This is a genomic window from Rhodoferax ferrireducens (genome assembly GCF_031458075.1).
In the GTDB taxonomy this organism is placed as follows: Bacteria; Pseudomonadota; Gammaproteobacteria; order Burkholderiales; family Burkholderiaceae_C; genus Rhodoferax_B; species Rhodoferax_B ferrireducens_A.
In genome coordinates this window covers 1-17418 of record NZ_JAVDXT010000002.1, presented here as the reverse complement: position 1 = coordinate 17418, position 17418 = coordinate 1, and the positions used below count along the sequence as shown (strand labels likewise).

The following is a 17418-nucleotide window of genomic DNA, read 5'->3' as shown; positions in this document are numbered from 1 at the left end:
CCGACGGATTCAATCGGCAGAAGTCGACAACACCCCTCCGGGGGCATAGTCGCAAGCTCTTGATTCACAACAAAATTTCTTTAGAAATAGCATCTTTTCCGGCGAGCTTGGACGAGGATTCGCCTGGGGTGGAACGCTGTGCGGTGCTCCTCATTTACAGCTTTGCCCTTGAAACGTCACAAGATGGCCTTATCATTAGCACTCGTAGGAGTTGAGTGCTAGCACTCACCCCCACGCCTCTTTTCCCAATGTTCCAAATCTAGGAGATCCAATGAACCTACGTCCTCTCGGCGATCGCGTGATCGTTAAGCGCATCGACAGCGAAACCAAGACCGCTTCCGGCATCGTGATCCCTGACTCTGCTGCTGAAAAGCCAGATCAAGGCGAAGTGCTGGCTGTGGGCCCAGGCAAAAAGAACGACAAGGGTGAAATCTCCGCTCTGACCGTCAAGGTCGGCGACCGCGTTTTGTTCGGCAAGTACAGCGGCCAGACCGTCAAGGTGGCTGGCGACGAACTGTTGGTCATGAAAGAAGACGACCTGTTCGCAGTCGTCGAAAAGTAAATCTTTTCCCTTTCTAGTCCATTCCCCCATTTATTGATTCCGGAGAAATTCTCATGGCAGCAAAAGACGTAGTTTTCGGCGGCGAAGCCCGCGCACGCATGGTTGAAGGCGTGAACATCCTGGCTAACGCAGTCAAGGTGACCCTGGGCCCTAAAGGCCGTAACGTGGTTCTGGAGCGCTCTTTCGGCGCCCCTACCGTGACCAAGGACGGTGTGTCCGTGGCCAAGGAAATCGAACTCAAAGACAAGCTGCAAAACATGGGTGCGCAGATGGTCAAGGAAGTGGCCTCCAAGACCTCCGACCTGGCTGGTGACGGCACCACCACCGCGACCGTGCTGGCACAAGCCATCATCCGCGAAGGCATGAAGTACGTGGCCGCCGGCATGAACCCGATGGATCTGAAGCGCGGCATCGACAAGGCAGTGACTGCTTTGGTCGCCGAACTGAAGAAGGCTTCCAAGGCCACCACCACCTCCAAGGAAATCGCCCAAGTCGGTTCGATCTCCGCCAACTCCGACGAATCCATCGGCAAGATCATTGCTGACGCAATGGACAAGGTTGGCAAAGAAGGCGTGATCACCGTCGAAGACGGCAAGTCGCTGGACAGCGAACTGGACGTCGTCGAAGGCATGCAATTCGACCGCGGCTACCTATCGCCCTACTTCATCAACAACCCAGAAAAGCAAGCCGCTTTGCTGGACAACCCGTTTGTGCTGTTGTTCGACAAGAAGATCAGCAACATCCGTGACCTGCTGCCGACCCTGGAACAAGTTGCCAAGTCTGGCCGTCCTCTGCTGATCATCGCTGAAGAAGTCGATGGCGAAGCACTGGCGACCCTGGTGGTCAACACCATCCGCGGCATCCTGAAGGTTGTGGCTGTGAAGGCTCCTGGCTTCGGCGACCGCCGCAAGGCCATGCTGGAAGACATCGCCATCCTGACCGGCGGCAAGGTTATCGCTGAAGAAGTCGGCCTGACCCTGGAAAAAGTCACCCTGGCTGACCTCGGCCAAGCCAAGCGCATCGAAGTGGGCAAAGAAAACACCACCATCATTGATGGCGCCGGTGCAGCTGCCGACATCGAAGCCCGCGTCAAGCAAGTGCGCGTTCAGATCGAAGAAGCGACCAGCGACTACGACCGTGAAAAACTGCAAGAACGCGTGGCCAAGCTGGCCGGCGGTGTTGCCGTGATCAAGGTTGGCGCTACGACCGAAATCGAAATGAAGGAAAAGAAGGCCCGCGTGGAAGACGCCCTGCACGCTACCCGCGCTGCTGTGGAAGAAGGCATCGTGGCTGGCGGCGGCGTGGCTCTGCTGCGCGCCAAGCAAGCTGCTGGCGACATCAAGGGCAGCAACGCTGACCAAGACGCCGGCATCAAGCTGGTGTTGAAGGCCATCGAAGCGCCTCTGCGCGAAATCGTCTACAACGCAGGCGAAGAAGCCTCCGTGGTGGTGGCTGCTGTGTTGGCCGGCAAGGGCAACTACGGCTACAACGCTGCCAACGGTGAATACGGCGACATGATCGAAATGGGCATCCTGGACCCAACGAAAGTGACCCGCACCGCACTGCAGAACGCAGCCTCCGTCGCATCCCTGATGCTGACGACCGAAGCCATGATCGCTGAGTCTCCAAAAGACGAATCCGGTGCTGGCGGCGGCATGCCTGGTGGCATGGGTGGAATGGGCGGCATGGGCGACATGGGCATGTAAATCCCGGGTCGCCGCGAAACCGGCGGCTGGGGGCATTGCACCGTCTTGCCCTCCAGTAACGCTGCAAAGCGTTACTGGACAAGGCGAGGCCACTGTCTGCGACGATGCGCCTACCCAGCCACCGGTTGCGCGACGCAACAAGCTTCCCTGTTTGATATGGGGAAACGAAAAAACCCCGCAGAGTGCGAACTCTGCGGGGTTTTTTCATGTGTGTCCTAAAATGATCGAAACTAGTCTGATGGCGAATGGCTGATTGGCTGGTGGCGCAGGAAAATTGAGCGCATCATCCACTACACGCTGCGACGCACACACCATGAAAACCTGTCTGATTTTGATCGATGCCCAAGAGTCCTTCCGGCACCGCCCCTACTTCACGCCGGCCAACCTGCCCGGCTACCTGGCGGCACAGAACGCCTTGATCGACGGCTGCGTGGCCCGCGGCATCCCCATCGTGCGCATCTTCCATGTGGCCGGCCCGAAGACCGCCGACAACGCTTTCGCCGTCGAATCCGGCCACATCCAGCCGATCCAAGGCCTGGCACCGTTCGAAGCCACCGCCACCTTCACCAAAAGCCGCCACAGCGCGCTGGTGGGCACCGGGCTGGACGTCTGGCTGACCGAAAACGGCATCGGCAAGCTGATCATCAGCGGCATCCGCACCGAGCAGTGCTGCGAAACCACCACCCGCCATGCGTCCGACCTGGGCTGGACGGTGGACTACTGCCTGGACGCTACGCTGACCTGGGACATGCAGCACCTGGACGGCTCGGTGCTGGCCGCCGCCGACATCAAGGCCCGCACCGCCGCCGTGCTGACGGAGCGCTTCGCCCGCATCTGCACGGTAGAACAGGCCCTGGATGGAGCCGCAGCATGACGCACCACGTTGCCATCCTGGTGTTCGACGATGTCGAAGCGCTGGACTTCGCCGGCCCCTACGAAGTGTTCACTACCGCCAGCCGGGTCCATGGCCGCAGCCACCCCAACGACCCACCGCTGTTTGCTACACAATGCGTAGCACGTAACACAGATACTGTGCGTGCCAGAGCCGGATTACGCATTATTCCGGATGCTACCTTCGCCAGCTGCACTTCGACTGACCTGCTGGTGGTTCCGGGTGGCGTGGTCGATGCCGCCATGGCCTGCCAACCCACCACCGACTGGATCGCCGCCACCGCAGGCACGGCCAGCACGGTGGCCTCGGTCTGCACCGGCGCCTTCCTGCTGGCGCAGAGCGGTGTGATCCAGAGCGGCCCGGTCACCACGCACTGGGAAGACGTGGCCGACCTGCAGCGCCTGTTCCCGGCACTGGACGTGCAGACCGGCCCGCGCTGGGTGGATTGCGGACGCACCATTACATCGGCCGGCATCAGCGCCGGCATCGATATGTGCCTGCACCTGGTGGCCAAGCTGGCCGGCCCCGAACTGGCGGCACGTACGGCCCGGCAAATGGACTACGCATGGCAACCCAACCCCTGATCCAGGTGCTGTTCGTGCTGATGCCGAACAGCCTGATCCTCGACTGGGCCGGACCGGCCGAGGCGCTGCGCATCGCCAACCAGTGCCTGGTCGCCCAGGGCCAGCCCGAGCGCTTTGCGCTGCAGTTTGTCGGCCCGGACGCAGACACGCCGTCGTCTGTGGGCGTCCAACTGACCGGAGTGCAGCCCATGCCTGACGCACTGCTGGCCCACCCGGCCACGCCGCACTGGGTGGTACTGGTCGGCCTGCCCGGCAGCAGCATCGCGGTAGACAACGCCGCCGCCCGCGCCGTGCTGCACTGGCTGCGCGGCCTGCGCCTGGTGACCCAGCAACTGGAGCTGGTGACGGTGTGTGCGGGCACCCTGCTGGCCGCCCACGCCGGCCTGCTGACCGGCCGCCGCGTCACCACCCACCACCAGCACCTGGACGAACTGCGCAACGTGGCCCCCGAATGCGAGGTAGTGGCGAACCGGGTATTTGTGGAAGATGCGCCGGTGTACAGCAGCGCCGGCGTGACCACGGGCATCGACCTGGTGCTGCAACGCATAGCGGATACCTGCGGCGAACCCATCGCGGCACAGGTGGCGCAGACCATGGTGGTGGCGCTGCGGCGCGGCCCGCACGACCCCGAGCTGTCGCCCTTCCTGAGCTACCGCAACCACCTGCACCCCGCCCTGCACAAAGTGCAGGACGCCGTCAGCCTGGACCCACGCCACAGCTGGACGGTGCCGCGCATGGCGAGCATCGCCCACACTTCGCCGCGCCACCTGACCCGCTTGTTCATGGAGTACGCCAAGATCGCGCCGCTGCAGTACCTGCGCCGCATCCGCCTAGCCGTGGCCCACACTGCGCTGCAGTCGGGTCACAGTGTGAACCAGGCAGCTGAGCTGGCAGGCTTCAGCTCGGACACCCAGCTGCGCCGGGCCTGGCACCAGCTGGGCCAGGCAGGCGCGCCATCGCAAGCCCGCCCCGGCTAGCCGCGGGCCCAGTTACATGAAGTGGTAGCGCAGACCGAAGTTGAACTGGTTCAACCCGGTCCTACCGGTAGAGGTAGCGTCGCCTACGTGGTTGTAGTGCACCAGTTCCGCCGTAGCGTCGACATTGCGAGAGATGGCATAAGCGGCGCCTGCGCCCAAGGCCAGCGAAGTGTGTGAGCTGCTGGCGCCGTAGCTGGTGGAACCGCCGGAGTTCGACGCTAGGTCCAGGCTGGTTTTCCAGCGCTCCACCCCGACGCGACCATACAGCGACCATTTGTCGTCCAGCGGCGCAATACCCAGCACGTGCAGGCCCAGCCCATGGCCCTTCCAGGTACCGGACGCCGAGTCGGCGGTCGGCGAACTGATGGCGGACTGCAGGTCCATCTTGCCCACCCGGTCGTAGCTGGCCTCTACCGCCACATTGGGGTTGATGCGGTAACCCAGGCGAAAGTTCGGGTTGGTACTGCTGTGGTCGGCCGAGGTGCTGCTGCCAATGCCCTGGCTGGACAATGCGGAATCGATCTTCCCGCCCAGGCCTGAGGTGCGGCTGACCGATAACCCACCGCCCACATACACATCGCCAGCCGGATCCGCGGCATGGGCCAACGGCGCTGCCAGGGCCAGACCGAGCGGTACGCAAGCGATGGAGGAAAAAAAGACGTTCAGCTTCATGGGTACTCCTAAGTTAATGCGCAGGCGGCGGATGCGGAGACCTATGCCCACCGCAACAGATGTCCGACCCGCTCTGCACCAAACCATTGCAACGCCGCAAGCTGTCTGCCCGGTGGCCGTGCGGTAAAGCAAATGTAAGAAGCTTGAGCGCGGGTTGCACCCCGGTGTAGGGCTGGCAAAGACGCCTGCTTTAAGCGCTGGACAAGCCGCTAGAACGGCATCACTTTCCGGCTATGGCCCACCTTATGATCGGCGAAGATAGGGGATCTTTGGCTTATCGACAGCCCATCAACTGAGGAGACGCAATGCGTGAGAAATCGAGAAAAAGAATCTTGGTCACCGGAGGGGCTGGGTTCCTGGGCAGCCATTTGTGCGACCGCCTGGTGGAGCGGGGTGACGATGTGCTGTGCGTGGACAACTTCTTCACCGGCAGCAAGAGCAACGTCGCCCATTTGCTGGGCAAGAGCAATTTTGAGCTGATGCGCCACGATGTGACGTTTCCGCTGTATGTCGAGGTCGATGAAATCTACAACCTGGCCTGCCCTGCCAGCCCGGTGCACTACCAGCACGACCCGGTACAGACCACCAAGACCAGCGTGCACGGAGCCATCAATATGCTGGGGCTAGCCAAGCGCTGCAAGGCCAAGATCCTGCAAGCCTCCACATCCGAAGTCTATGGCGACCCCGAGGTACACCCGCAACCTGAGGAGTACTGGGGCCGGGTGAATCCGATTGGTATTCGCAGCTGCTATGACGAAGGCAAGCGCTGTGCCGAAACCCTGTTCTTCGACTACCACCGCCAGCACCAGCTGCGTATCAAGGTGGTGCGGATCTTCAATACCTATGGGCCACGCATGCACCCGGACGACGGCCGGGTGGTGAGTAACTTCATCATGCAGGCGTTGCAGGGCAAGGACATCACGCTGTACGGCGACGGCGGCCAGACCCGCAGCTTCTGCTACGTGGACGACCTAATCGAAGCCATGTTGCGCATGATGGACAGCCCGGATGACTTTACGGGGCCGGTGAATATCGGCAACCCCGGAGAGTTCAGCATGCGCGAACTGGCCGAGCAGGTGGTGGCCCTGACCGGTACCAAGTCAGGCATTGTGAATCTGCCGATTCCGGCAGATGACCCACGCCAGCGCAAGCCGGACCTGGCCCTCGCCCGCAAGATGCTGGATTGGTCGCCCACCATCCCCTTGCGTGAAGGCCTGGAGAAGACGATCGCCTACTTCGCCCAGTTAGCCTGAACGCCGTGGACCTATGGAACAACTCACGACCTTCGTCTCCAGCCGGGGCCTGCTGAAGTCCTGTAGCAGCCACCACGCGAAGCCGGTCTCCAGCCATCCCCACATAGCGCCCGACCTGCTCAGCCACCATCGACCCGGTCGGTCCATTTATGTGTGCACCGACGGGCTGCAGAATTTTGCGCAGAATTTTCTTCCGCAGATCCGCGATCCGTTTGTGCTGGTGAGTGGCGACAGCGACGTGCCGGTGGATGAGGCCATGCTGTCCAGCCCGGCGATCAACACATTGCTGGGCAGTCCCCATCTGCAAAGCTGGTACGCACAGAATCTTGCAACCCAGCATCCCAAGCTGGTGGCGCTACCCATTGGGCTGGACTACCACACCATGTGGGAGCGGCCTGGTTTGTGGGGCATCACCGCGATGTCACCCATCGCGCAAGAGAACGCACTGCTCAACGCCCTGGCTGCCTCGCCTGAGTTCAACCAGCGCTATCTGACGGCGTATTGCAACTGGCACTTCGCCATGGGCCGAGGCGACCGCCAGGAATGCTTTGACAGGATGGACAAGTCCGTCTGCTTCTTCGAGCCCAGCGCCGTGCCGCGCAACAGCACCTGGCTGCGCCAGGCCGAATGCATGTTTGTCGTCAGCCCCGAGGGCGCAGGCATGGACTGCCATCGCACCTGGGAGGCCCTCTTGCTCGGCTGCATTCCCATCGTCAAAAAGAATGCCTTGGCCGGACTGTTTACCGACTTGCCCGTGCTGCTGGTTGACGACTGGCAGGAGGTCAACCGCGATACCTTGATGAAGTACTTCCAGGCGCTGCCCGAGCGAAAATTCGACTTCTCGCCTTTGTTCCGCCACCACTGGACGGCCAAGCTCGCGGGAGACCCGGTACAGCTGATGGAACCCATGTCCTGCGCGGAATTCCGAAAGCTGCTCACACGAAAGACCGGTTGATGGGACTCTCCACCATGCAGGACGCGCAGGTGTTCAAAGAGCGCTGCGAGGACAGCCCCGGCGTGCTGGTACTGTGTCAGGGCGATTGGCGGCCGACCGAAGAACGGGTCCGACTTTTTGAAGAACAGAACTACTACGTTCTCACCGCCGCCAATGGCTACCAGGATATCGTTGACTGGCTGCCCCAGCCGCGCTGCATTGGCGCCATGTTTGCCCACCCCGGAACGGTGAACCAGGCGCGGCAGCTTTATCCGGACAAAGTGATTGAACGCTTTGAAGGTGTGGGCGCCCGCTTTCTGCGCACGCTGACCCAGGAGCTGCCCTACGGCTTGCACAACGCCGGCCTGCCATTTACCGCCACCACGCCGCCCAGCCTGAAGACTGTCGACGTCGTGTCGGTCTTTTCGCCGGTTGCGCTCAAGCGTGGGCAGTTGCTGGTGGAGTCGCTGCTCGCAGCCAACGTCACCGCCTATTTGTTTGCCCAGTCGCTGGGCTCCAGCCCGGAACTGCTGGCGTCCTTCTTCGACGTGGTGCAAAAGGCCGGCAAGCAGATTGAATACTTCCACTACCCATTTGACCCCTACGCATTGCTACGCATAGACGGCCGTATCGTGATCGATGGCCGCCCCATCGGGGCCAACAACAGCGTGGTGTCCGCCTACCTGGCGCGAGCCCGCTTGCTGGTGCATACCTCGACGACCGAGGGTATTTCCAACTCGGTGATGGAAGCTCTGCTGAACGATGTGCCGGTACTGGTCTGTGACGATATCCGTGGCCCTCTGCAAGACCTTTCTTTGCAACTGCCTGAATGCATCTCCCGGTCTGCGCCCGAGACGGAAGCATTGGCGGGACACATACAAGCCTTGCTGTCCGCCACACGCGTACCTGGCGCGGTGCGCGAAACCTTCCGCCAGGTCATAGATCCGTTCGAAATCAACCGCAACATGGTGCGCGGAGTCCAGGAATGGTTTGCCCGCAATGGCCTGCCCTGGAAAGGGCACTGCCTGGGTTTGCTGGGTGGCGTCCAGTCGAAAATTGATCTCGCCACATCGACGGCCGAAGAGAGCTACCGCGGCCACAGGCATATCTACCCGAGCGCCGGCGAGGCGGTGCAATGCGCTGGGTTTCAGATGCAGATCGCACAAGCTCTGGGCCAGACCGCACACGTTGCCAGTCTGCGCGCCGAGATCGGTTACATCCAAGCAGGCCTAGCGGCCCCGGTCGTGGAGTCGACAGCCACGCCGAACCCGGCGCTGCATAGCTTGCTGACCACGCTCGCACAAAGCCCCAGGCTGAAACATGTGCTGGTCGTAGGGGCTGCTACCAGCCCGCACCTGGACACATTGATCGCGCAGCTGGGGCACAACACCGCCTCCCCGCAGCTGCATTGCATCGAGAACTCACCGGCCCGGCTGGAGGCCATGATGCAACGCTATGCGGGCCGAGGATTCGTGCACGGCTACCACGCCAGTTCGGTGGCGCGCGAAGCCTTCCCCAGCGAAGCAGATGTCCGCCACTTCTATGCAGCCACACCGGGGAAGTTGCAGAACTACCCCCTGGACCATGTACTGGACTGGCTGCGCCAGGACGTGGCTGAAATGGAGTCCGGCAGTTTGACCCCGAATGCCATTCCCAGCATCCTTGCCCAGTTGGGCATCCGCCAATTTGACCTGGCCGTGATCAACGGCCGCGAGTTCACAGGCTTTGCAGAGCTGCAACAGGTGTATGGCTGTGAAACCATCATCCTGGAGTGCACGCAGACGTTCAAGAACCAGCGCAACCTGGCCTCTCTTTCCCAGGACCCGGCCTACGAGCTGCTGTTTTCAGAGTCTGACATCGCCAACGGCCTTGCCGTATTTACCAAAAGATAAACTGCGCGGGTGGCTTAGAACCTGCGTTCAAACACCGCGAATCCGTTGCGCAGTTCCATATTCTGGTGGGTCAAGGCATAGGACACGTGGTTGGTCAGCATGCGGTAGGCATTGAAGCATTTGTGTGAATTCACGTCGTCCAGGGCAATCACCCTCGCGCCCATGCAGTGGTATAGCTCAGCTTCTCCGGTGAATTCCGATCCATCGATCAGCACCATGTCGAAGTCCAGAATGCCGTTTTCCTTCTTGATGAGCTCTATACCGTTCTGGGTCAGGCCCGCCTTGCGCATGTAATCAATGTCCTGCCGCAGCCACGAAAGCACCTGCTCCAAAGGGTAGGTATTCAGTGTGGTGCGCGTGTTCGCATAGAAGAACGCCACTTCCTGCTCGGAGGGAAACTCATCCAAAGCCGCCGACGACTGGTTGTACACCTTGACGAACTGGCAATCCAAGTAGGCATTGCGCAGCGCGGTAAACCGCTCGGTACTCAGCTCCATGCAGTAAAGCCGGGTGCTATCGGCATCCGCACGGTTGCGTAAAGCCGAAACGAAAGCATGCGTGCTGCCCGCGCCGCTGGAGGAGCCGATTTCCAGAAAGTTCTTCAGATCTTCTCTGCTGGCCAGTGCATTCAACACCTTGTAGAAATCGTCATTGATGATCTCAGCCGGAATGATTTCAGACAGCATATTGGCCCCCGTTTGTGTATCTATTGTGTGATGCGCTGTAGCGCTGGCGTTCCGCTCAAGCAGAGACACGTCCACCCGCAGCAAGGCTGCTTTGACTTCGGAGGCCATTCTTCCCCAGGAAAAGGCCGCAGCGCGCTGCAATCCCTTGGCGACCAATACAGCCCGCATCACCGGGCCCTGCACCTGGTACAACGCGCGGGTCATCGCTCCGACGTCGGAGGGTGGGACATACAGCACGCCATCCTCGGCCACTTCAGGTATCGACCCGGTGGGGCAGGTGATCACCGGGCATCCGCACGCCATTGCCTCGGTAATCGGCATGCCGAAGCCTTCGTACAGAGAGGGGTAGACCAGTGCAATTGCGCCCGCATAAGCACATTGCAGGCTCTGGTCGTCCACCTCGATCATGTGCACACTGGCTTCCCCCACATAGGCACTGAACTCAGGTTCGAGTGCCGACCACGGACCGGTACAGACGACAGCGTACTGACCTCGTTGATCACCCAATGCAGCGAAGGCCTGAAAGAACAGGCTCGCGTTCTTGTATGCGCCCCGGCTACCGACCAATAAAAAGTAAGGCTTCTGGATGCCGTGCTGCGCTTTAAATGAGTCGATCTGCGCAGCAGGAGGTGCCTTGAAATCCACACCGCAATGGGCAATCGATACCTGCTCAGGGCGGATTGCTGGGAAAAACCGACACAAATCATTGGCCGTGTTCTGTGAGATGGCAATGAATGCTCTCGCGTGGCGAATACCCGCGTGCTTTTCAACCCAGATAGCCATCGTGGAGGTATCCCAGTTCAACACCTCTGGAATCATGTCGTAGGCCATGAACACCGATGGCGTACCGAGCGGTGTTGTGTAGTAGCTAGACACGAACAAGCTCGCGCCTTCTTCGTCACACACCTGCTGCAGCATGGCCCTGTCGGCATCCGGTGCGGCATAGCTGTGGGCGGGAACCTGCCGGTAGGCAATGCCGGGTATGCGGGGCGCGGTATTCTGGCGGTCCAGCACCAGCAACTGTGCCGCAAACCCATCGCGGGCCCACTCCTCCAGCAAGGAATACCAGACGCGGGCAATACCCGAGCGGTTGTACTGGAAAAACACCGCGTCGATCAGAATCTTGGGAGCTTGGTAAGACATGCTGCTGGTCATCACATTCAATTAGTCGCCTCAGCCACCACATACCGCTGCCATAGCTGTATGTGGGGCTCACTGTTGTCCATTAGCCATTTGCATAGCAAAAAGCTATGCAGCCGCTCCAGCAGATAACCCGCTACACGCCGCTGGTAACCGCTGCGCTGCACATGGTAATGCGGTGAATAGCTATTCCAAACGGCCTTCAATACCCGCATCAATTTCATAAATACGTCGACATGGATGCAACACACGGCGGGCGACGGGATGATCCCGCGCAAGCTGGCAAACGACTTGATGTCCGCCGGGTCCATAACGCCGCTCTGCACGCAGGCCGCGGCAAACATGACGAGGTCGTCGATCACGTGCACCCGCGCATAGTTGCAGGAAATGCTCTCGCCAAAGTCAAATACGGAGCCCACGGCCAACCGCCCGGAAAAGGCATTCAGTTGCTCACCCGAAGGAAAAACGCCAGGCGCCAGCTGCGGCGTCAGCACCCGCACCCACGGAGAAGCCGACTCCGCCCCACCTACCGTGGTGGAGATGAATTTGCGGTACTGGAACAAATACAAATGCTCGGCCACGACATCGCCAGACAGCAGCAAGTCGTGCAGCCCAAAAAGTTGCGAATACTCCGCCAACTCCCCGCCATCCACCTGGCCGCCGAACCGATGGTCATCAATGACCAGTTCATTGGGTATGCCCAAAGATACTGGGCACAGCATTTCAAAAGAAACCGGCGGCGTAAACAGCGGCATGGTGTGGCCAATGCAATAAGCCTTCATTTCTTTGGACATGGATGATTCATCAATCTAGGTTGCAGGCTGCAAGGCCAGGCATCAGGGCTCTCGCACCGCTTCGCCGAGGCCTTTCATCAGCGGCCAGGCCAGGTAGGACATGACGGTTCGCTTGCCCACCACAATCTCCGCCGACAAAGTCATGCCAGGCAATAGCCGGGAGCTCTCCAGCATGTTTTTCAGATTCATTTTCTCCAGGGTAATGCGGCTTACATAGTAAGCATCGCCGCCCGTCTTGGTTTGAGTATCTTTGCGGAACGCATCTTCACTGAGGGTCCGCACTTTTGCATCCAGGATGCCATGGCGCTGAAAGGGAAACGCATCCAGCTTCACATGCACCGCGTCACCCAGCTTGATGTAGCCCACGTCGGTTGAATCGATATGCACTTCGGCTTCCAGCGTCACATTCAAAGGCACCAGGGTAAAGAAGGTTTCCGCCTCTTTGACGATAGATCCCGGTGACAGCTTGGCAATTTCGAGCACTACCGCATCGGCAGGAGACACCAGCGTAACCAGCCGGCTGCGCTTGTCGGCCTTTTGCAGCTGCTCTTTGACCGCGTCGCGCTCACGCGACAAGGTCAGCATATCTTCCATCGCCTTCTGCCGCCAGTTCTTCTCAAAGGCAACTCTTTCTGATTCAAAGGCACTCAGTTCCCGCCGGATCTCCTGTTCACGGCTGCGCGTGAGCTCCAGATCGCGTTCGACCTCCTTGCTTCTTTGTTGAGCCTCCAAAAGCTGCAGCGGCGCACCAATCTTCTGGGCCACCATCTTCTCTTGCATGGTCTCGATTTCCTTCAGCGACTTCAGGCGAGACGCGACGAACTGCTGGTCCTGGCGGTTGGTGGCCAGCGCCGCCCGTAGCTTGGCCGCCGTCTCGGCCATCTTCATCTGCTGGGCTTTGTAGTTGGCGCGGCGCTCAAACGACAGATTGGCCTGCAGCTGCCCATCGGCAGTCATTCCTGTCATGCCAGGTGCCACCTCGCCCAGCAGCTCACGGTTCAGGCTCTGAACCTGTGTTTCCAGACTATTCAGTTTCGTTTGCAGCTGGGTCTCATCGGCCTGCGCAAATGTGGCGTCCAGGGACGCCAGCTTGTCGCCCTTCTTGACGACCTGCCCTACGCGCACGTCCACGGTTTGCACAATCGAGGTTTCCAGCGGCTGCACCACCACATTCGGCAAGGGATTGACCAGACGCCCCTGCGCGACAATCACCTCATCCAGCTGCGAAAAGCTCGCCCATATGGCAAAAGAAGCCAGCGCAGCAAACAGCACGCGCAAGGTTATTTGCGCGAAAGGCGGCACCGGACTGCGCTCTATCTCATCCGCGTCCGGCAGGTATTCGACGGCTGTCTTTGCCTTGGGACTCTTGCCCCATTTGAAAGAAAGCCATCGCTTCATAAATGGCTTGTTTGCTGGTTCCATAAGTGCTGGTAAGTCTCACACCGGGTCAATAGCTCTTCGTGCCGTCCGCTGTCCACCAGCTTCCCTTGCTGCATCACCAAGATGGCGTTTGCGTTGACCAGGGTAGACAGGCGGTGGGAAATCATGATGACCGTGCGGCCGACAGCAATGCGGGAAAGATTGCGGATGAAGATTGCTTCGCTTTCCGGGTCCAGCGCACTGGCGGCTTCATCCAGCACCAGGATGCGCGGCTTGGACAGCAGCGAACGTGCAATCGACAGTCTTTGCTTCTGGCCACCAGAGAGGTTGGAGGCGTTTTCCTCCAACAGCGTGTTGTAACCCTGCGGCAGCCGTTCAATAAACTCTGCCGCCCCGGCCGCCTCTGCCGCCGCAACAATCTGCTCGAACGTGGATTCGGGCTTGGCGACCGCAATATTGTCCCGAACCGAGCCCCGGAACAAGAAGTTCTCCTGCAGAACCACGCCAATCTGGCGGCGCAGATGGGCCAGCTCGATCTCGCGCGCATCCGTGCGATCGAAGCGAACGATGCCTTCCTGCACGCTGTACAAGCCCTGGATCAGCTTGGTCAGTGTGGTCTTGCCTGAACCGCTTCTACCCACAATGCCGACCACAGACCCAGCCTGGATGGTGAAGCTCGCCCGGTCCAATGCTGCAGCACTGGAGCCGGGGTAGCGGAATGTGACTTCGTCGAAAGAAATCTCACCGGCCAGATCGGGCCGCAAGCCACCCGCACTGGCGCGCCCCTCCGACGGCCGGTTCATCACCTCGCCGAGCATCCGCACGGACAATGCGGTCTCCTGGTATTCATTCACCAGGCTCACAATGGCAATCAGGGGTGCAACCACCCGGCCCGAGATCATCTGGAACCCAATCAACGCCCCCACCGACAGCGTCTGGTTGAAGACCTCCTGTGCACCCAGAAAAATGATCACCACGGGCAGCAATTTGCCAATGAAGTCGGTCACCGCATTGCCAGTGATGGAAATCTTTCCTACCCGGAAATGCATATTGATGGATTGGGCCGAACGCTGGTCCCACAGGCGCCGCTGCGCGGGTTCGATTGCCAGCGCTTTCACAGTGCGCATGCCGTGGATAGTCTCCACCATCATGGACTGCCTCTCCCCCTCCGCGCTGTACAAGTCGTTCAGGCGCCGTTGAAACACCGGCACCATGGCCGCCACCACGCCGGCGATCAGGAATGTAAACACCAGCGTCACCAGTGCCAGCTTGACCGAATAGGTAAAAAGTATCGGCAGGAAAATCAGCAGAGACAGTGAGTCCAGCACCGTGAAGAACATCCGTCCGGTCAGGAAACCACGGATCTTTTCCACCTGCTGCATATGGCGCGTGATGACACCGGCCGTCGTTGTTTCAAAGTAATCGATCGGCAGGGACAGCAGGTGCGCAAAAGTGCGGCGCGTCAGCCGCATATCGATTTTGTTGGTGGCCGACAGCGTCAGTATCTGCCGCAAAAAACCAAACAGGGAGTCAAACACCAATGCAATCACAATGCCCACCGCCAGCACCCACAGGGTGGCCAGACTCTGGTGCACCAGCACCTTGTCGATCACCAGCTGGAAAAACATCGGCGACGCCAGTGCTAGCAAATGCATAGCAATTGCCGCAATCGCAATATCCCTCAGGGCCGCTTTTTGCTTCAAAATCTCCGGTATGAACCAGCGAAAGCCGAACGGCTGGTTGGGCTCTGGCAGCGCGTACAAGCGCTTCATCAAGAAAACTTCGCCATGCCAGAGCGCACAAAACTTTGCGCGGTCCAGCCGCAGGATTTCTGTCGGGTTGTCGGCCATGGGGTTCAGTACCGCGACCATGCCATCGCCGTTCACATTGGCGCGCATCACGATCACACAGTTTCCGTCCGTCATGCGGGCGATCAGCGGGAACACACCTTCCTGAACCTGCAGGCTTTCCCACGATAGCTTGTCAAACTTCGCCTTCAGGCCAATATCCGAGGCGATGCGCAGCACTGTCGCTGGGGGAGGCTCCTCCGAAACCAGGGCGTAGTCCTCAATCAGGCGCTCAGGGTTCACCGGCAACCGGTGGTGCTGAGCGAGTGCGGCAATGCACTGTATGGTTGAGTGTGGAAATCGTTCTGACATTGGTGGGTCACCCATACATGTCTTAACATTTCAACACGCAAAGCTACACATGATGTCCTGATAAAAGACCTTTTGCCGAGCCTGTTCCCTGGCTCGCGGCATAAAAAAGGGTGGAGGACATATGCCCCCCACCCTTTTTTAACGCAACCCTGACGTTGCCGGCCTACTTGCCGCCAGTGCCGGCCAGGAATCCCTTGTCGGCCGGGTCCTGGATACCAGGCAGATTCAAGGATTTCGCTACCGATGCAATGGTGCCGGATTGGCCGCCAACCATATTGCCATTCGCATCGAACTGCTTCATCACATCGACCATACTGCCAACCGCCAAGGTCGCGGCGGCCGCCTTACCCATCACGGGCAGGTCCACACGGGTGACCGCCAGGCCATCGGATGGGGCAGAGCTATCAAATGTACCCATGGCCTGCGCCAGACTACTGACCCGAGACCGCAGATCCACACTTTGCACAGCAGTCGTTGCGCTGGCGGGCAGTGCAGCATCCGCCGCCAAAGTGGGCTGGATGGATTCGGCCACCTTCGCAGTCCCCACAGCAGTCGCCATGGTTTGCACCGATGGGTTCAGAGCAGCAATCACCTGGTCCACCGTGAGCGTAGGAGCGTCAGAGTTCGACTTGTCTGCGACAAACCAGACATCGGCCGCCGCATGGGTGGCACCGTCCGATGTCTCGTAGCTGGACGTCAAGCCGATCAGGTTGCCGTTATCCTGGCTGATCTGAACTGTGGCCTGGGTGCTGATACTGGTGATTCCCAGCGACGCCAGCGTCTTGACTTCGCCCGATGCGCTCACACCGTCGGAGTTCGCATCAATCCAGACCCGCAGATCCGCGAAGCCCGCATCGTCACTGTTCACCACGCCGTCGTGGTTCGCATCCAGCTCGCTCAACGCAGCATAACCATCGCTGGCTTTGGCGCCGCTGGCCAGGGTCGTGGACGAACCAAACAACTCGGAACCATCATTGATCACCCCGTCATGGTTGCGATCCATCACCAGCAGCCCGTCGCCACCGCTGACCCAGCCGGTATTGACCTGGTTTCCATCCGCAAACAGATCAAACTTGACACCGGAGGAGATGCTTAGCGTCTTAACCCCGTCGCCATTCATATCAAGAATGATAGGCGTGCTCAAGGTCAAGTGTGATATCTGTGCCGTGGTAAATGCAGCTATCTGTGTAGATGTCAGTGCTTCAGCCTGCGTCGTTGTAAACGCCTGGACTTGGTTTGTCGTCAGCGCAACAATGTTGTTGGTTGTCAAAGCGACGACTTGCGAGGTCCTGAGAGCCGCAATATCCACCGTTTCTATCGCGGCCACTTGGCTGGTGCTGAGTGCAGCGACCGCAGCTGTCGTCAACGATGCGATCTGCGCGGTTGTCAACGCCACAACCTGGTTGGTCGTCAAGGCCGACACTTGCGCAGTTTTCAACGCCGCGATGCCGGCCGTGCTGACCGCCTGAACCTGGCTGGTCGTCAATGCCGCCACACCGGAGGTGCTCAGAGCCGCAACCTGGCTGGTCTTCAACGCCGCCACATCGACCGTTTCGATGGCAGCCACCTGGTTGGTCGTCAATGCCGCCATTCCAGCGGTGGTCAACGAAGAAACCTGGGCTGTCGTCAACGCGACGACCTGGTTGGTGGTCAGCGCTGCCACACCGGCAGTCGTCAGCGCCGCGATCTGGTTGGTCTTCAGCGCCGCTACATCCACAGTCTCTATCGCAGCCACCTGGCTGGTGCTCAGAGCCGCCACGCCTGCCGTAGTCAGTGCAGACACCTGG

At 59.9% G+C, this 17418-nt stretch carries 13 protein-coding genes and 1 pseudogene; 8 read left to right on the top strand and 6 right to left on the bottom strand.

From position 1 onward, the window contains the following. Nucleotides 1-271: 271 nt before the first annotated feature. The 5 genes from J2X19_RS09130 (at nucleotide 272) to J2X19_RS09110 (ending at nucleotide 4721) form a co-directional block, all read left to right on the top strand. Nucleotides 272-562, top strand: coding sequence for a co-chaperone GroES (locus tag J2X19_RS09130; RefSeq protein WP_092762839.1), 291 nt, complete (start codon nucleotides 272-274; stop codon nucleotides 560-562). Between the two features lie 53 nt (nucleotides 563-615). Next, on the top strand, nucleotides 616-2268 hold the full coding sequence (gene groL, locus J2X19_RS09125; RefSeq protein WP_092762841.1) for a chaperonin GroEL: 1653 nt from the start codon (nucleotides 616-618) through the stop codon (nucleotides 2266-2268). 313 nt (nucleotides 2269-2581) lie between these two features. Then, nucleotides 2582-3142, top strand: coding sequence for an isochorismatase family protein (locus J2X19_RS09120; RefSeq protein ID WP_310372707.1), 561 nt, complete (start codon nucleotides 2582-2584; stop codon nucleotides 3140-3142). Beyond that, nucleotides 3139-3744 (top strand): DJ-1/PfpI family protein, encoded by a 606-nt coding sequence (locus J2X19_RS09115; RefSeq protein ID WP_310372706.1) that lies wholly within the window; start codon nucleotides 3139-3141, stop codon nucleotides 3742-3744. Before J2X19_RS09120 ends, J2X19_RS09115 begins: the two co-directional genes overlap by 4 nt. Next, complete coding sequence (locus J2X19_RS09110; protein WP_310372705.1) at nucleotides 3726-4721, top strand: GlxA family transcriptional regulator; 996 nt, start codon at nucleotides 3726-3728, stop codon at nucleotides 4719-4721. Before J2X19_RS09115 ends, J2X19_RS09110 begins: the two co-directional genes overlap by 19 nt. Before the next feature lie 12 nt (nucleotides 4722-4733). Here the strand turns inward: J2X19_RS09110 and J2X19_RS09105 are convergent, their stop codons facing one another. Further along, nucleotides 4734-5393, bottom strand: coding sequence for an outer membrane beta-barrel protein (locus J2X19_RS09105; protein WP_165830776.1), 660 nt, complete (start codon nucleotides 5391-5393; stop codon nucleotides 4734-4736). Between the two features lie 305 nt (nucleotides 5394-5698). Here J2X19_RS09105 and J2X19_RS09100 point away from each other — a divergent pair, with 305 nt between their 5' ends. Genes J2X19_RS09100 through J2X19_RS09090 form a run of 3 tightly spaced genes read left to right on the top strand, consistent with a single transcriptional unit; the run spans nucleotide 5699 to nucleotide 9472 of the window. Then, entirely contained in the window at nucleotides 5699-6646 is a 948-nt protein-coding gene (locus J2X19_RS09100) for a UDP-glucuronic acid decarboxylase family protein (RefSeq protein WP_092762850.1), read from the top strand. A gap of 13 nt (nucleotides 6647-6659) precedes the next feature. Continuing rightward, entirely contained in the window at nucleotides 6660-7601 is a 942-nt protein-coding gene (locus J2X19_RS09095) for a hypothetical protein (protein ID WP_310372688.1), read from the top strand. Beyond that, nucleotides 7601-9472, top strand: coding sequence for a glycosyltransferase (locus J2X19_RS09090; RefSeq protein WP_310372683.1), 1872 nt, complete (start codon nucleotides 7601-7603; stop codon nucleotides 9470-9472). Before J2X19_RS09095 ends, J2X19_RS09090 begins: the two co-directional genes overlap by 1 nt. 14 nt (nucleotides 9473-9486) lie before the next feature. Here the strand turns inward: J2X19_RS09090 and J2X19_RS09085 are convergent, their stop codons facing one another. The 5 genes and pseudogenes from J2X19_RS09085 to J2X19_RS09065 form a co-directional block, all read right to left on the bottom strand. Beyond that, entirely contained in the window at nucleotides 9487-11313 is a 1827-nt protein-coding gene (locus J2X19_RS09085; protein WP_310374490.1) for a glycosyltransferase family 4 protein, read from the bottom strand. 5 nt (nucleotides 11314-11318) lie between these two features. Continuing rightward, a complete protein-coding gene (locus J2X19_RS09080) occupies nucleotides 11319-12092 on the bottom strand; it encodes a hypothetical protein (protein WP_310372681.1) in 774 nt (257 codons plus the stop codon). Nucleotides 12093-12134: 42 nt separating this feature from the next. Then, nucleotides 12135-13490, bottom strand: a complete 1356-nt coding sequence (locus J2X19_RS09075; protein WP_310372680.1) for an HlyD family type I secretion periplasmic adaptor subunit — start codon at nucleotides 13488-13490, stop codon at nucleotides 12135-12137. Next, complete coding sequence (locus tag J2X19_RS09070; protein WP_310374489.1) at nucleotides 13487-15562, bottom strand: peptidase domain-containing ABC transporter; 2076 nt, start codon at nucleotides 15560-15562, stop codon at nucleotides 13487-13489. The genes J2X19_RS09075 and J2X19_RS09070 overlap by 4 nt, the downstream gene beginning before the upstream one ends. 232 nt (nucleotides 15563-15794) lie before the next feature. Beyond that, nucleotides 15795-17418, bottom strand: a pseudogene (locus J2X19_RS09065) (hypothetical protein); the annotation flags it as partial.

Coding starts and splice junctions, on each gene's coding strand:
- J2X19_RS09100 (WP_092762850.1), top strand. CDS start 5,699: ATGCGTGAGAAATCGAGAAAAAGAATCTTGGTCACCGGAGGGGCTGGG.
- J2X19_RS09095 (WP_310372688.1), top strand. CDS start 6,660: ATGGAACAACTCACGACCTTCGTCTCCAGCCGGGGCCTGCTGAAGTCC.
- groL (WP_092762841.1), top strand. CDS start 616: ATGGCAGCAAAAGACGTAGTTTTCGGCGGCGAAGCCCGCGCACGCATG.
- J2X19_RS09085 (WP_310374490.1), bottom strand. CDS start 11,313: ATGACCAGCAGCATGTCTTACCAAGCTCCCAAGATTCTGATCGACGCG.
- J2X19_RS09110 (WP_310372705.1), top strand. CDS start 3,726: ATGGCAACCCAACCCCTGATCCAGGTGCTGTTCGTGCTGATGCCGAAC.
- J2X19_RS09105 (WP_165830776.1), bottom strand. CDS start 5,393: ATGAAGCTGAACGTCTTTTTTTCCTCCATCGCTTGCGTACCGCTCGGT.
- J2X19_RS09080 (WP_310372681.1), bottom strand. CDS start 12,092: ATGTCCAAAGAAATGAAGGCTTATTGCATTGGCCACACCATGCCGCTG.
- J2X19_RS09115 (WP_310372706.1), top strand. CDS start 3,139: ATGACGCACCACGTTGCCATCCTGGTGTTCGACGATGTCGAAGCGCTG.
- J2X19_RS09090 (WP_310372683.1), top strand. CDS start 7,601: ATGGGACTCTCCACCATGCAGGACGCGCAGGTGTTCAAAGAGCGCTGC.
- J2X19_RS09130 (WP_092762839.1), top strand. CDS start 272: ATGAACCTACGTCCTCTCGGCGATCGCGTGATCGTTAAGCGCATCGAC.
- J2X19_RS09120 (WP_310372707.1), top strand. CDS start 2,582: ATGAAAACCTGTCTGATTTTGATCGATGCCCAAGAGTCCTTCCGGCAC.
- J2X19_RS09075 (WP_310372680.1), bottom strand. CDS start 13,490: ATGAAGCGATGGCTTTCTTTCAAATGGGGCAAGAGTCCCAAGGCAAAG.